This window comes from Achromobacter veterisilvae (assembly GCF_037619525.1).
Taxonomy (GTDB): Bacteria; Pseudomonadota; Gammaproteobacteria; order Burkholderiales; family Burkholderiaceae_B; genus Achromobacter; species Achromobacter veterisilvae.
The window spans coordinates 2,522,037-2,536,422 of the sequence record NZ_CP148753.1; the positions used below are offsets into that span (position 1 = coordinate 2,522,037).

At 67.0% G+C, this 14,386-nt stretch carries 11 protein-coding genes; 5 read left to right on the forward strand and 6 right to left on the reverse strand.

What is annotated here, in order from left to right; genetic code table 11:
* The first annotated feature begins 11 nt into the window (after window positions 1-11).
* The gene (locus WHX56_RS11650) at window positions 12-2,252 is read left to right on the forward strand and encodes a TonB-dependent receptor (protein WP_287755263.1); all 2,241 of its coding nucleotides are present in this window, start codon (window positions 12-14) and stop codon (window positions 2,250-2,252) included.
* A 779-nt stretch (window positions 2,253-3,031) separates the two neighbouring features.
* On the opposite strand, the gene serB is transcribed toward WHX56_RS11650, so the two are convergent.
* Together serB and mfd are read right to left on the reverse strand one after the other, a co-directional pair.
* Window positions 3,032-3,889, reverse strand: coding sequence for a phosphoserine phosphatase SerB (gene serB / locus WHX56_RS11655; protein WP_338881275.1), 858 nt, complete (start codon window positions 3,887-3,889; stop codon window positions 3,032-3,034).
* A gap of 23 nt (window positions 3,890-3,912) precedes the next feature.
* Complete coding sequence (mfd, locus tag WHX56_RS11660) at window positions 3,913-7,395, reverse strand: transcription-repair coupling factor (RefSeq protein ID WP_422393645.1); 3,483 nt, start codon at window positions 7,393-7,395, stop codon at window positions 3,913-3,915.
* 29 nt (window positions 7,396-7,424) lie between these two features.
* Between mfd and ispD the strand changes: the two genes are divergently transcribed.
* Together ispD and ispF are read left to right on the forward strand one after the other, a co-directional pair.
* Window positions 7,425-8,108 carry a 2-C-methyl-D-erythritol 4-phosphate cytidylyltransferase gene (gene ispD, locus WHX56_RS11665; RefSeq protein ID WP_338881277.1) on the forward strand — a complete coding sequence of 228 codons (684 nt, stop codon included), beginning with the start codon at window positions 7,425-7,427 and terminating at the stop codon, window positions 8,106-8,108.
* On the forward strand, window positions 8,105-8,593 hold the full coding sequence (gene ispF, locus WHX56_RS11670) for a 2-C-methyl-D-erythritol 2,4-cyclodiphosphate synthase (RefSeq protein ID WP_287755260.1): 489 nt from the start codon (window positions 8,105-8,107) through the stop codon (window positions 8,591-8,593). Before ispD ends, ispF begins: the two co-directional genes overlap by 4 nt.
* An 86-nt stretch (window positions 8,594-8,679) precedes the next feature.
* On the opposite strand, the gene WHX56_RS11675 is transcribed toward ispF, so the two are convergent.
* From WHX56_RS11675 to ompR, 4 genes are all read right to left on the reverse strand, one after another.
* Window positions 8,680-9,201: a carboxymuconolactone decarboxylase family protein gene (locus tag WHX56_RS11675; RefSeq protein WP_338881278.1), complete on the reverse strand. Its 522-nt coding sequence runs from the start codon at window positions 9,199-9,201 to the stop codon at window positions 8,680-8,682.
* Between the two features lie 75 nt (window positions 9,202-9,276).
* Complete coding sequence (locus tag WHX56_RS11680) at window positions 9,277-9,825, reverse strand: peroxiredoxin (RefSeq protein ID WP_006389231.1); 549 nt, start codon at window positions 9,823-9,825, stop codon at window positions 9,277-9,279.
* 56 nt (window positions 9,826-9,881) lie between these two features.
* A complete protein-coding gene (locus WHX56_RS11685) occupies window positions 9,882-11,276 on the reverse strand; it encodes an ATP-binding protein (protein ID WP_165360257.1) in 1,395 nt (464 codons plus the stop codon).
* 34 nt (window positions 11,277-11,310) lie between these two features.
* Window positions 11,311-12,045: a two-component system response regulator OmpR gene (ompR, locus tag WHX56_RS11690; RefSeq protein WP_003813882.1), complete on the reverse strand. Its 735-nt coding sequence runs from the start codon at window positions 12,043-12,045 to the stop codon at window positions 11,311-11,313.
* A gap of 131 nt (window positions 12,046-12,176) precedes the next feature.
* On the opposite strand from ompR, the gene tsaB reads away from it, so the two are divergent.
* Both tsaB and WHX56_RS11700 read left to right on the forward strand, forming a co-directional pair.
* Window positions 12,177-13,433 (forward strand): tRNA (adenosine(37)-N6)-threonylcarbamoyltransferase complex dimerization subunit type 1 TsaB, encoded by a 1,257-nt coding sequence (gene tsaB, locus WHX56_RS11695; protein WP_338881279.1) that lies wholly within the window; start codon window positions 12,177-12,179, stop codon window positions 13,431-13,433.
* Window positions 13,430-14,374 (forward strand): uracil-DNA glycosylase, encoded by a 945-nt coding sequence (locus WHX56_RS11700; protein ID WP_338881280.1) that lies wholly within the window; start codon window positions 13,430-13,432, stop codon window positions 14,372-14,374. Before tsaB ends, WHX56_RS11700 begins: the two co-directional genes overlap by 4 nt.
* The last annotated feature ends 12 nt before the right edge of the window (window positions 14,375-14,386 follow it).

Consider the following 14,386-nt stretch of genomic DNA (forward strand, 5'->3'; position numbering starts at 1 on the left):
GAGAAGCCGGTTTGAAGCCCCAAGACTCGTATTCGCTGAATACGCTCACTACCTCCCTGGCCGCCGCCATCGCAGTTCCCGCGCTGTTCATCAGTCCGTATGCCTCCGCCCAGTCCGCGGATGGCGTGACACAGCTTTCGCCGGTGCGCGTGGAAGGCGAGGGGTCTTCCTACCAGACCACGACGGTGCCGTCGCCGAAGATGACCGCGCCCCTGCTGGACACCCCGCGCACCGTGCAGGTGGTGCCGAAGCAGGTGATCCAGGACCAGTCGGCGTCCACGCTGCAGGACGTGCTGCGCAACTCGCCGGGCATTACCTTCGGCGCCGGCGAGGGCGGACGCCCCGGCGGCGACCTGCCCATCATCCGCGGCCAGAACTCGGCGGGCAGCATCTTCCTGGACGGTATCCGCGACTCCAGCACGCAGGTGCGCGATACCTTCAACCTGGAAGAGGTGGAAGTGATCAAGGGCCCGGACTCCGTGTACTCGGGCCGCGGCGGCGCGGGCGGCAGCATCAATATGATCAGCAAGACGCCCAAGGCCGCGGACTTCACGGAAGGCACCGTCCAGATCGGCACGGACAACAACTACCGCGCCACGATCGACAGCAACTGGCGCCTGGACGAAAAGGCCGCCTTCCGCCTGAACGTGATGGGCACCAAGGGCGACGTGCCGGGCCGCGACAATGCGGTGGATTTCGAACGCTGGGGCGTGGCGCCGTCGCTGACGCTGGGCGTGGGCACGCCGACGCGCATTACGCTGAGCTACTACCACTACCAAGACGACAGCATGCCCGACTACTCCATCCCGTATGACCCGAAGACGGGTCAGCCGGTGACGGAGACCATGGGCGTGAGCCGCAAGAGCTTCTACGGCCTGACCGGCCGCGACTTCATGAAGACGCGCGACGACGTCGCCTCCGTCGATCTCCAGCACGACTTCTCCGACAAGCTGCAACTGCGCAGCGTGCTGCGCTATGGCCGCGGCACGACCGACTTCGCCGCGACCAATCCGGACGACAGCAAGGGCAACGTGCCCAAGGGCCTGGTGTACCGCGCGCTCAAGTCGGGCTATTACGTCACCAAGACCTTCGCCAGCCAGACCGACCTGACCGGCGAGTTCGAGACCGGCAGTCTGAAGCACTCGTTCGACCTGGGCTTCGAGTACAGCAACATCAAGCAGGACAAGGACGGCTATACCGAGTCGGGCGTTCCGACCAACGGCAATTGCACCCAGGTCTCGACCATGTGCGCGTCGCTGTGGGATCCGGATCCCCACGTCTCCTATCCGGGCTCCCTGCAGCGCAACGGCAATCCGGCGCGCTACAACACCGATACCGTGGCGGTCTACGGCTTCGACACCATCAAGTTCAACGAGCAGTGGCAGGCCAGCCTGGGCCTGCGCTGGGACAACTACCGCACCAGCGGCAGCAACATTGCGCGCGGCCGCAACGATCCGGCCAGCGCGCCGGCGATCTACAGCACCAGCCGCGAGGACAATCTCTTCAACTACCAGGTCGGCGTGGCCTACAAGCCCATGCCCAACGGCACGATCTACGCCACCTACGGCACGTCGTCGACGCCGTCGGCCATCGCGTCCAGCGCGGTCAGCGACGCCGCCACGTTGACGAGCCAGTCGCTCGAGCCGGAAAAGAGCCGCACGGTCGAAGTGGGCACGAAGTGGCAGGTGTTCGATGACCGCCTGACGCTGTCGGCGGCCGCGTTCCAGGACATCCGCAAGAACACCAGCGTGGCCGTGTCGGCGACCGAGACCGAACAGGTCGGCGAGGCCAAGGTGCGCGGTATCGAACTGGGTTTCTCGGGCAGCATCACGCCCAGGTGGAACGTGTTCGGCGGCTACACCTTCATGAACAGCGAACTGACCAAGGGCGCGTTCAATAGCGGCGCCGTTGGCCAGGACCTGCCCAACACCCCGCGCAACGCCTTCAGCCTGTGGACCACCTACAAGGTGCTGCCCAAGCTGACGGTGGGCGGCGGCGCCTACTACGTGGACAAGGTGTACGGCAATTCGGACTCGGCGAAGAACGCCGACGGCACGCCGAAGACGCGTTGGGTGCCCTCGTACTGGCGCTTCGATGCCATGGCGGCCTACGAGTTCAACGAAAATGTGTCGGCCCAGTTGAACGTGCTGAACATCTTCGACGAAACGTACTACACCAAGGCCTATGCCGCGCACTATGCCGCGCTGGGCACCGGCCGCGCCGCGCTGCTGTCGCTGCGCATGCGCTACTGATCCCGGTCCCGGGAATGGAAAAAGCCACCGCGAGGTGGCTTTTTTCTTTCTGCCGGGAGGGTGTCAGACACCTGTGCAGGGCGCTTCAAGCTTGCCGCGCCTCGTCATAAGGGTGTCGGACACTTGGGGGAGGGCGGTTCGCGGGTGTTGGACCGCCTCGCAGGTGTCTGACACCCGATGAGACGCCCGCGCAAGTTGAAGCGCATTTCTCGTGGGTGTCAGACACCCGTGCAGGGTGCTTCAAGCTTGTCGCGCCTCGTCATAAGGGTGTCGGACACTTGGGGGAGGGCGGTTCGCGGGTGTTAGACCGCCTCGCAGGTGTCTGACACCCGATGAGACGTCCGTGCAAGTTGAAGCGCATTTCTCGTGGGTGTCAGACACCCGTGCAGGGTGCTTCAAGCTTGTCGCGCCTCGTCATAAGGGTGTCGGACACTTGGGGGAGGGCGGTTCGCGGGTGTTGGACCGCCTCGCAGGTGTCTGACACCCGATGAGACGTCCGTGCAAGTTGAAGCGTATTTCTCGTGGGTGTCAGACACCCGTGCAGGGTGCTTCAAGCTTGTCGCGCCTCGTCATAAGGGTGTCGGACACTTGGGGGAGGGCGGTTCGCGGGTGTTGGACCGCCTCGCAGGTGTCTGACACCCGATGAGACGTCCGTGCAAGCTGAAGCGCATTTCTCGCGGGTGTCAGACACCCGTGCAGGGTGCTTCAAGTTTGTCGCGCCTCGTCATAAGGGTGTCAGACACCGGAACCGTGGGTGTCAGCCACCAGAAAACTGCCGCTCAGCTTTCGAACCAGTTGAGCACGCCGTCCAGCCCGGACACGTTGAGCGCGTAGCGCGTCTGCTGGCGCACCAGCGGTTTGGCGTGGTAGGCCACGGGGAAGCCCGCCGCGCCCAGCATTTTCAGGTCGTTGGCGCCGTCACCCATGGCGATGATCTGTTCCTTGGTGGCGCCGTGCTGGCGGGCGAATTCGCGCAGGTGCACCGCCTTGGCGTCGGCGTCCAGGATGTCGCCGACCACCTTGCCGGTCAGCACGCCGTTGGAGATTTCCAGGGTGTTGGCGTGCGCGCTGTCCAGGTTCAGCCGTTCGCGCAGGCGGTCCGTGAAGAACGTGAAGCCGCCGGAGACGAGCAGCACCTTGATGCCGACGGCCTGGGCCGTGGAGATCAGCCGTTCGGCGCCCGGGTTCAGGCGCAGTTTTTCCGCGTACACCCGTTCCAGCGCGTCGGCGGGCACGCCCTCCAGCAGGGCGACGCGGCGGCGCAGGCTCTCGGAGAAGTCCTTGATTTCACCCCGCATCGCGGCCTCGGTGATTTCGGACACCTTGTCTTTCACGCCGACCACGCCCGCGATCTCGTCGATGCATTCGATGTTGATCAGCGTGGAGTCCATGTCCATGGCCAGCACTTTGCAGGCCGACAGTTTCAGGCCCGCGGGCAGGAAGGCTGCGTCGACGCCGTGGCGTTCGGCCCAGCCCACGACTTCGGCGCGGGTCTCGCCATCGTGCTGCACGTCGAGCAGGCGGGCCGCGGTGGCGCTGATGCGCGCGATGCCCTGCGCCTGGGCCAGGGCCGCCAGTTGTTCCGCATGTTCGGCGCTCAGGCCCGGGGATTGGACGACAAGATGATGGGTAGTCATAAAAATGTGAGTAATGGGTGCGGTTACTTCAAGGCGCGCAGCACGGCGCGCACGGCGTCGGCGCGGGCCGGAACCTGCGCGGCCTTGATCTCAACCCGCAATTTATCCTGTCCGGCGAGTTTGATGTGGCGCTGGCGCTGCACGAGCTCGATGATGCGGGCGGGATCGACGGAGGTCTTGGGGCCGAATTGCAGCAGCGCCTGCGTTTCGCTGGCGTCGATTTTGACGATGCCCAGGGGCTGGGCGGCCAGACGCAGGCGGTGCGTGGCGAGCAGCGTCTGCGCGGCTTCCGGCAGCTTGCCGAAACGGTCGATCAGTTCTTCCTGGATGCGGATCAGGTCGTCTTCGTCGGCGGCGTGCGCCAGGCGCTTGTAGATGCCCAGGCGGGCGTGCACGTCGGCGCAATAGTCCGAAGGCAGCAGGGCGGGCGCGTGCAGGTTGACTTCGCAGGCCAGGTTGAAGGGGGCGTCGAGGTCGGGCTCTTCGCCGGCGCGCAAGGCGCGCACCGCCTCGTTGAGCATCTCGTTGTACATCGAGAAACCCACTTCCTGGATGTTGCCCGACTGCGAATCCCCCAGCACTTCGCCCGTTCCCCGGATTTCCAGGTCGTGCATGGCGAGGTAGAAGCCCGAGCCCAGTTCCTCCATGGCCTGGATGGCTTCGAGGCGCTTCTTGGCGTTATTGGTGATGGCGTCTTCGCCAGGCGTCAGCAGGTAGGCGTAGGCCTGGTGGTGGGACCGGCCGACGCGGCCGCGAAGCTGGTGCAACTGGGCCAGCCCGAAGCGGTCGGCCCGGTGGATCACGATGGTGTTGGCGCTGGGCACGTCGATGCCCGTCTCGATGATGGTGGTGCACAGCAGCACGTTGTAGCGCTGCTGGTAGAAGCCCTTCATCACCTGTTCCAGCTCGCGTTCGGGCATCTGGCCGTGGGCCACCGCGATGCGAGCCTCGGGCACCAGCTCTTCGAGGCGGGCGCGGCGGTTGTGGATGGTTTCGACCTCGTTGTGCAGGAAATAGCACTGGCCGCCACGCTTGAGTTCGCGTAACAGGGCCTCGCGCAGGGTGCTGCCGTCCTCGCGCCGCACGAAGGTTTTGATGGCCAGGCGCTTTTGCGGGGCGGTGGCGATGACGGAGAAGTCGCGGATGCCCTCCAGCGACATGCCCAGGGTGCGCGGAATGGGCGTGGCGGTCAGCGTCAACACGTCGACCTCGGCGCGCAGCGCCTTCAGCGCCTCTTTCTGGCGCACGCCGAAGCGGTGTTCCTCGTCGATGATGACCAGGCCCAGGCGCTTGAACTTCACGTCCTTGGACAGGATCTTGTGGGTGCCGATGACGATGTCGACCCGGCCGTCGTTGATGCCTTCGATGGCGGCGGCCACTTCCTTGGCCGAGCGGAAGCGCGACAGTTCCACGACGCGCACCGGCCAGTCGGCGAAGCGGTCGGAGAAGGTCTGCGCATGTTGTTCGGCCAGCAGCGTGGTGGGGCAGAGCAGGGCGACCTGCTTGCCGTTGGCCACGGCCAGGAAGGCGGCGCGCAGGGCGACTTCCGTCTTGCCGAAGCCCACGTCGCCGCACACCAGGCGGTCCATGGGGCGGCCGGAAGTCATGTCGGCGATGACGGCCTCGATGGCGGCCGCCTGGTCGACCGTTTCTTCGAAGCCGAAGCCCTCGGCGAACGCCTGGTAGTCATTCAGCGGCAGGTTGAAGGCAAAGCCTTCGCGCGCGGCGCGCTGGGCATACAGGGCCAGCAGTTCGGCGGCGGTGTCGCGCACCTGTTTGGCGGCCTTGCGGCGCGCCTTGTCCCACTGGCCGGAGCCCAACTGGTGCAGGGGCGCGGCTTCCGGGTCGGCGCCGCTGTAGCGGGCGATCACGTGCAGTTGCGAGACGGGCACGTACAGCGTGCTGCCGTTGGCGTATTCCAGATGGAGGAACTCCATCCCGCCTTCGCCCATGTCCATGTTGACCAGGCCATGGTAGCGGCCGATCCCGTGCTGCGCGTGGACGACGGGGTCGCCCTCCCGCAGTTCGGACAGGTCGCGCACCATCGCTTCGACGTTGCTGGCGCGTTCCTGGTCGCGCTTGCCGCGGCGGCCGGTCGTGGCCAGGCCCGGGTACAGGTCGTTCTCGGTCAGGAAGGCCAGGTTGGCCTGGGGCAGCTCGAAGCCGGTGGACAGGGGCGCCGCGACGATGCCGAAATGCGCGTCCGAGGCCAGGAAGGCCTCGATGGCGTCGGGCTGCGCGTCCGGCGTGACGCCGAATTCGTTCAGCATCTGCACCAGCGTTTCGCGCCGGCCCGCGGAATCCGCGCACAGCAGCACGCGCGTGCGGCCCGTCTGCACCAGCGCGCGCAGCTTGGCGATGGGGTCCTCGGACCGCCGGGCCACGCTGACGTCGGGGGCGGCGCGGAAATCGGGATGGGGCTGGCCGGCGGCCAGCGACAGCCGGCGGAAGGCCTTCAGGCGGGAATAGAGCGCCTCGCTGTCCAGGAACAGCGAAGACGGCGGCAGGACCGGGCGTTCGCGGTCGCTCTTGAGGAAGCCGTAGCGGCTGGCGGTGTCCTGGTTGAAGCGCTGGATCGCATCGTCGATGTCGCCGACGGTGACGGTGACCGTGCCGTCCGTCAGGTAGTCGAACAGGGTGGCCGTTTCCTCGAAGAAGAGCGGCAGATAGTATTCGACTCCGGCGAACGGGATGCCGTTGCCGATGTCCTTGTAGGGCAGCGCGCGCGACGGGTCGCCTTCGAAGACTTCGCGGAAGCGGGCGCGGAAGCGGGTGCGCGAATCCTCGTCCATCGGGAATTCGCGGCCGGGCAGCAACTGCACCTCGCGCACCGGATACAGGCTGCGCTGCGTATCCACGTCGAAGCTGCGGATGGTTTCGATTTCGTCGTCGAACAGGTCCAGGCGGTAAGGCAGCGCCGACCCCATCGGGAACAGGTCGATCAGCCCGCCGCGCAGGCAGAATTCACCGGGCGCCGTCACCTGGGTGACGTGGTTGTAGTTGGCCAGCGTCAACTGGGCGCGCAGCGCCGCTTCGTTCAGCTTGTCCTTCTGCTTGAAGGAAAAGGTGTAGGCCGCCAGGAACGAGGGCGGGGCCAGGCGGTACAGCGCGGTCGTGATCGGCACCGTCAGCACGTCCACCGACTTCGTCATGAGCGAATGCAGCGTGTGCAGGCGTTCCGAAATCAGGTCCTGGTGCGGCGAGAACGCGTCGTAGGGCAGGGTTTCCCAGTCCGGAAGCTGGCGCACGCGCAGGCCGGGGGCGAATAGCTGGATTTCTTCCGCCAGGCGCTGGGCCTCGAGCGGCTCGGCCGTCAGGACGACCAGCGGCGCCGACGCCTGGCGCGCCAGGTCGGCCAGCAGCCAGGCGTCGCCCGAGCCCGGAGGCCTCGGTTGCGCATAGCGCGCGCCCGGTTTGAGCGCGGACAGGGTGGGGGCCGTCGCGGGGACGGAGGGCGCGGCTGTGGCGGGGATAGAGGGGGCGGGCATCAGGCTGGCAGCAGGCATCAAGCGGAAGATTATAAAATCACCGCACCATGTCTGCCTCCATCATTGCAATCGTGCCCGCCGCGGGCGTCGGCGCCCGCGCCAGCCGGCCCGGGCACGAGACCGTTCCCAAGCAATACCGTCCGCTGTCCGGACAGCCCATGCTGCGCCACGCGGTAAGCGCGCTGCTGGCCGATGAGCGGGTATCCCAAGTGCGCGTGGCCGTGACGCCGGGTGACGGCTGGGTGGACGCGGCGCTGGCCGGGCTGCCCCGCACGGTGTGGCGGGCCTGCGGCGGCGCGACGCGCGCCGATACCGTGGCCGGCGCGCTGGCTGAAAGCGGCGTCGCCGACGATGCCTGGGTACTGGTGCACGACGCGGCGCGGCCGGGCCTGCCCGCCGACGCGCTGGGCCGCCTGATCGACGCCTGCCTGGCGGATCCCGTGGGCGGCCTGCTGGCCCTGCCGGTGGCGGATACGGTCAAGGCGGGTCATGAGCGCGTGGAACGCACGCTCGACCGCAATGGCTTGTGGCTGGCGCAGACCCCGCAGATGTTCCGGGCCGGCGTGCTGCGCGACGCGCTGACGGCGGCCTCCGTGAGCGGCGCGGCCGTCACCGACGAGGCGTCGGCCATCGAGGCGGCCGGCTACGCGCCGCTGCTCGTTCCCGGCGCCATGCGCAATTTCAAGGTGACGTGGCCGGATGATTTCGAACTGATGGAAAAATGGCTATGAGCATTCCCTTTCGCGTCGGGCAGGGCTTCGACGTGCATGCGCTGGTCGAGGGCCGCCCGCTGATCATCGGCGGCGTCACGATCCCCCATACACACGGCCTGCTGGGCCATTCCGACGCGGACGTGCTGCTGCACGCGGTCACCGACGCGCTGCTGGGCGCCGCCGGCCTGGGCGACATCGGCCGCCACTTCCCCGATACCGACCCGGCCTTCAAGGGCGCCGACAGCCGCGTGCTGCTGCGCGAGGCGATGGCCCGCGTGCGCAAGGCCGGCTGGGCCCCGGTGAACATCGACGCGACGGTGCATGCGCAGGCCCCCAAGATCGGCCCGCACGCGCCGGCCATGGTGAAGAACATCGCGGCCGACACGGGGCTGGCCGAAACCGATATCAACATCAAGGCCAAGACGAACGAAAGCCTGGGGTACCTGGGAAGGAAAGAAGGGATCGCGGCGACGGTGGTCGCGTTGCTGGCGAAAGCGGGATAGCAATGGTGCCAGGCACTTAGGGCGTCTGGCACGCGTGAAAGAATACGGGCGGTGTCAGACACCGAAGGTGTCTGACACGCGCGGTATTAGGATTTACCCTGCGCCGCCAGCGCCAGGGCGGCGGCGTTGACGACAGCGGCGATGCGGCCGGCGTCGCGCAGTTGTTCGGTCGACAGGCCGTCGTTCTTCAGGTTTTCGTAGTGCGAGGCCACGCAGAAATGGCACTTGCCGATGATCGACGCCGCCAGCGCGAACAGTTCGAAGCGCTTCTTCTCCACGCCGCCGTGGGTGGCGTAGGCGTTCATGCGCAGTTGCGCCGGCAGGCTCTTCAATTGGGCGTCGCCGGTCATTTCCACGTAGGGATACCAGGTGTTGTTCATGCCCATGAGGGCCGAAGCGGTCAGGGCGGCGTTGGCGTCGGCTTCCGACAAGCCGCTCTTGAAGGCTTCGACCAGCGCCGGGCTGCGCGCGGCGTAGGCGGCCGACAGGGCGGTGCCGACGGCGTCCTCGGGGGCCAGCGTCGAGCGGGCGATCACGGCGTCCAGATTCAGGCGGATGTCCTTGGCCCAATCCGGTAGCTGTTCCTTAATGGTCGTAAGAAATTCCATAGTTTTTACCTATAATCTAGAGCAGTTAAAGCCCAGCGCGGGACCTGCTGGGCAGGCCCCTGGCCGGGCTGGAAATTACAGCGTGGCGCCGCCAACCGTACGGTTGCACGGGCACAGCTCGTCGGTTTGCAGACCGTCGAGCAGACGCAGGACTTCTTCCGGGTTACGGCCGACGTTCAGGTTGTTCACCGAAACGTGCTGGATCGTGTTGTCCGGATCGACGATGAACGTGGCGCGCAGGGCAACGCCAGCGCCCTTTTCACGCACGCCCAGTTGGTCGATCAGGGCGCCGGTGGTGTCGCCGAACTGATAGTGGCCCAGCTTGTTCAGGTCCGGGTGCTCACGGCGCCAGGCCAGCTTGACGAATTCGTTGTCGCTCGAACCGCCCAGCAGGACGGCGTCGCGGTCTTCGAAATCCTTGGCCAGCTTGTTGAAGCCGACGATTTCGGTCGGGCACACAAACGTGAAGTCTTTCGGGTAGAAGTAGATCACCTTCCACTTGCCGGGGAACGAGCTTTCGGTGATGTCTTCAAACGCCGACACGCCGTTTTCTTCGTGCTGGTTGAAGCCGGGCTTGACGCCGGTGACCTTGAAGGGCTCGAGTTTGTCGCCAACAGTTTTCATGTTTACTCCCAGTTGTTGGTGGAATTAAGGCTGTGCCTCAAACCATAAATTCTACGCTATGGATTATCGTTGTCTAATTGATAATTCCTAAATCGAGCTTTGGGTAACTCTATCCTGGCGGTCAGGCCGCCGCCCTCTCGGGGAAGCATGCGCAAAGAGCCGCCGACGTGCTTGAGCAGGCGTTCGACGATGGCCAGGCCCAGCCCCGCGCCGCTGACGCCGGTGCGCGCCGCTTCCCCGCGCGAGAAGGGCCGCAGCAGGCGGTCGACGTCCTCGGGGGCGATGCCGGGTCCGCGATCGGACACCTCGATCGCGATCATGGCGCCGTCAGCTTGCAGTGTCATGACCAGATGCGCCATGCCGTCGGTGGAGCGTCCGTAGCGGCGGGCGTTCTCGATCAGGTTGCTGACGATGCGCTTGAGGTCCAGCGCGGTGATGCGGGCGCGCAGGCCCGGCTCCAGCGAGGCTTCCAGTTCTCCGCCCACCGAAGCGGTGTGGCTGCGTTCGCGTTCGTAGAGTTCGGCCAGGACCGCGGAAATGTCCGTGGCCAGTTGCGGCAGCGTGCCGGCGGGGCGCGCGTATTCCATCAACTGCCCGATGCTGTGGTCGATCTGGCCCAGGTCTTCGTCGATGGCCTGGCGGGCGTCCTCGGAGACGCCGCTCAGTTCGATTTCCAGCCGCATGCGCGCCAGCGGCGTGCGCAGGTCGTGCGAAATCCCCGCCAGCATCAGTTCCCGGTCGGCCTCGGCCTGCCGGAGGTCCTTGGCCATGCGGTTGAAGGATGCGTTCAGGTCGCGGATCTCCAGCGGCCCCTGCTCGGGCAGGGCGGCGGGCGTCTCGCCGCGCGACAGCACCTGGGCGGCCCGCGCCAGCCGCGACAGCGGCCGGTTGACGAAGCCCACGCTGACCGCGGCCCCCACCAGGGACAGCAGCAGCGCCGTGGCGCCCCAGCCCAGCCATTCGATCCCGCCGGTCAGTCCGATCTGCTCGCGTTCGAACACCAGCCAGTAGAGGTCTTTTTCTATCTGGAAACTGACCCAGAAGCCGGGCACCTGGTTCACGCCCCAGGCGATCTGCGTCTCCGGGCCGAAGCGCGTGCGGATGTGCTGGGCGACGCGTTGCCAGTAGTCGTCGTCGGGGAGGGCTTCGGCGAAGTCGGTCACTTCGCGCGGATAGACCTGGATCCCTTCGTTGGTGGCCAGGTCCAGCAGGAGCTTGCTGCGCTCGTCGTTATGCGAGTAGATCAGCGCCGTGCGCGTGATATTGACGGCCGTGATCACCCGCTGCGCCATTTGATTGGCGCGCGGGCCCAGCTCCATGCTGAAAAAGACTTGTAGCCACGCGCCCAGGCTGACGAGCATCAGCGCGGCGAGCAACAGGAACGTGCGGCCGAACAAGCCGAGCCGCAGTCGTGATGTCAGGTTCCTGAAGGTTCTGCGCAAGCGGGGCACGAAGCTGCGCTCCTGCCCGGGGCGGGCGAGCCGGTCAACTGCCACCGTCCGGCACGAACACGTATCCCAGACCCCAGACGGTCTGGATGAATACGGGCTTGGACGGATTGGGTTCGATCAGCTTGCGCAGGCGCGAGATCTGGACGTCGAGGCTGCGATCGAAGGCTTCGTATTCGCGGCCGCGGGCCAGTTCCATGAGCTTGTCGCGCGACAGCGGGATCTTGGGGTGGCGTGCGAACACCTTGAGCACCGAGAATTCGCCCGTGGTGATGGGCACCTGTTCCCCGTTGCGCGTGAGCGTGCGGGTGGACAGGTTCAGCACATAGGGGCCGAAGGCGATGGATTCGTTCTCCTGGCTGGGGGCGCCGGGGTGTTCCTCGGTGCCGCGGCGGCGCAGGATCGCGTTGATCCGCGCCAGCAGTTCCCGGGGGTTGAACGGCTTGGACAGGTAATCGTCCGCGCCCATCTCCAGGCCGACGATGCGGTCGATCTCTTCCGCCTTGGCCGTCAGCATGATGATGGGAGTATTGTCGTGGCCACCGCGCAGCCGGCGGCAGATGGACAGGCCATCTTCGCCAGGCAGCATCAGATCCAGCACGAGCAGGTCGAAGTGCTCGCGTTGCCAGAGTTTGCCCATCTCTTTGGCGTCTTCGGCGACGAAAACGTTGAATCCCTGCTCGGACAAATACCGGCGCAGCAGATCGCGCAAGCGCGGATCATCGTCGACGACGAGGATTTTTCGGGTGGGGGTGGTGTTTTGCGTATTCATGGCCGGAAATGTAACAGTGACAAGAACCAGCGGCTAGTGGGCGTTCACAAGATATTACACATTGCGATCCATCGTTGAAATCCCCCTGATAACCGGGGGCGGAGCCGCGGTATTTCGTACAATCTGCATCTATGGAACTAAACCTGCTGGCCCTGGAAACTTCTTCGTCCCGTTGCGGCGTGGCTCTCTTGCGCGCGGCCGGCGGCCGCCTGGAGGTCAGCGTGCGGGAACACGAGGGCTCCCAGGAACACGCCGAACGGCTCCTGCCCATGGCCAATGAACTGCTGGCGGCGTCCGGGCTGGGCCCGGCGTCCCTGCATGCCGTGGCTTTCGGCCAGGGCCCGGGCGGCTTCACGGGCCTGCGGGTGGCTTGCGGCGTGGCGCAGGGCATGGGGCTCGGGCTGGGCATTCCGGTATTGCCCATTGTCTCTCATCAGGCGGTCGCCGCCCAGGTGGAAGCGACCCCCGCCGACACGATCGTCGTGGCGCTGGACGCCCGCATGAATGAAGTCTACCTGGCCGTGTACCGGCAGGCCGGCGTTTCGGATGGCGAAATCGCCTGGGAAACGCTGCAGGCGCCGCTGCTGATCGCGGCGGCCGAGGTCGTGCCCTGGACCGCGCATCACCTGCCGGACTGGTCGGCGCGCGCCGGCCGTCCGCTGAACGCGGTGCTGGCCGGCGACGCCTGGGATGCCTATGCGGCCGACATGGCCCCGCCCGGCGCGTGGCGCCGCGCCGCCGGCGCGCAGCGGCCGGAAGCGGCCAGCGTGGCGCGCCTGGCGCGGCAGGGCTGGATGAGGGGCGAGGCCGTGGCGCCCGAACTGGCCGCGCCGCTCTACGTGCGCGACAAGGTGGCCTTCACCACCGCCGAGCGCATGCGCGGGGAGGGCGGCAATCCCAAGGCCCGCTCCACGCTGGTTCCCTGGGTGCCCCAGCCGATGTCGGATGCCGACCTGGACGAGGTGGTGGAGCTGGAAGCGCAGGTGCAGTCCTTCCCCTGGACCCGCGGCAATTTCGCCGACGCCCTGGCGGCGGGCTACGGCGCCTGGGTGCTGCGGCGGGACGGAAAGCTGGCGGGATTCTGCATCGTCATGTCCGCCCCGGACGTGGCGCACCTGCTCGTGATCGCCGTGGCCAGGAAGCTGCATCGCCAGGGCCTGGGCGGCATCCTGCTCGATTGGTGCGAGCAACAGGCGCGCGAACGCGGCCTGGAGGGCGTGCTGCTGGAAGTGCGCCCGTCCAACGAGCCGGCCATCGGGTTCTACAAGCGGCATGGCTATCTGCAGATCGGCGTGCGCCGCGGCTACTATCCGGCCGAGAAGGGCGGCCGCGAAGACGCCCTCGTCATGCAGAAGCGGTTTGCGGCCGCTGCCGGAGAGGCCGCATGATCCAGTCCGCCACTCCTCCTAACCCGGCCGCACCTCAGCCGGCCGCACCTCGCGTCAATCCGCTGCAGCGCATCTGGCTGCGCGAGATCGGCATGGAACGGCTGTGGCTGCGTCCCGCGCCGGCCCCCAGCCGGCCGGCCGCCGAGCCCCAAGCCCTTGTTTCCAAACCGGTTTTGCCGGCGGCCGCGCCGCCGGCCGAAGTGTCGGCGCGGCCCGCCGTTGTCGCGCCCGTCGTCGCGCCGGCCGCGGAGCCCGCCGCGGCCCGCCCCGGCATGCCGGCTTCCATCCTGAACCGCAACGGCCCGCCGCCACGCCCGGCCCCCAAGGCGGCGGAGGAAGCGCCGGCGCCCGCGCCGATCCCGGTGGCCGAGGCCATCCGGAATTCCAGCCTGGACGAGATGCGCGAACAGGTCGTGGCCTGCGAGGCCTGCGGCCTGTGCAAGGGCCGCCGCAACGCGGTGTTCGGCCACGGCGGCCAGCCGACGCGCTGGCTGGTGGTGGGCGAGGCGCCGGGCGAACAGGAAGACCGGCAGGGGCAGCCCTTCGTGGGCCGCTCGGGCCAGTTGCTGGACGCCATGCTGTCGGCGGTGTCCATGAGCCGCGAGCGCGACGTTTTCATCACCAACGTCATCAAGTGCCGTCCGCCGGGCAACCGGAACCCCAAGCCGGAAGAGATCGCGGCCTGCAGTCCTTACCTGATGCGGCAGATCGCCTTGCTCAAGCCGGAGCGGATCCTGGTGCTGGGCCGTTTCGCCGCCCAGACGCTGTTGGGCACGGACGCCACCATCGGCAGCCTGCGGGGCCGCATCCACCAATTGAAGACGGACGAAGGCCTGCAGATTCCGGCCGTGGTCAGCTATCACCCGGCCTATCTGCTGCGCAGCCCCGTTGAGAAGGCGCGCGCCTGGCAGGACCTGCAACTGGCGGCCCGGATGGGCTGAGGCGGTATCGGC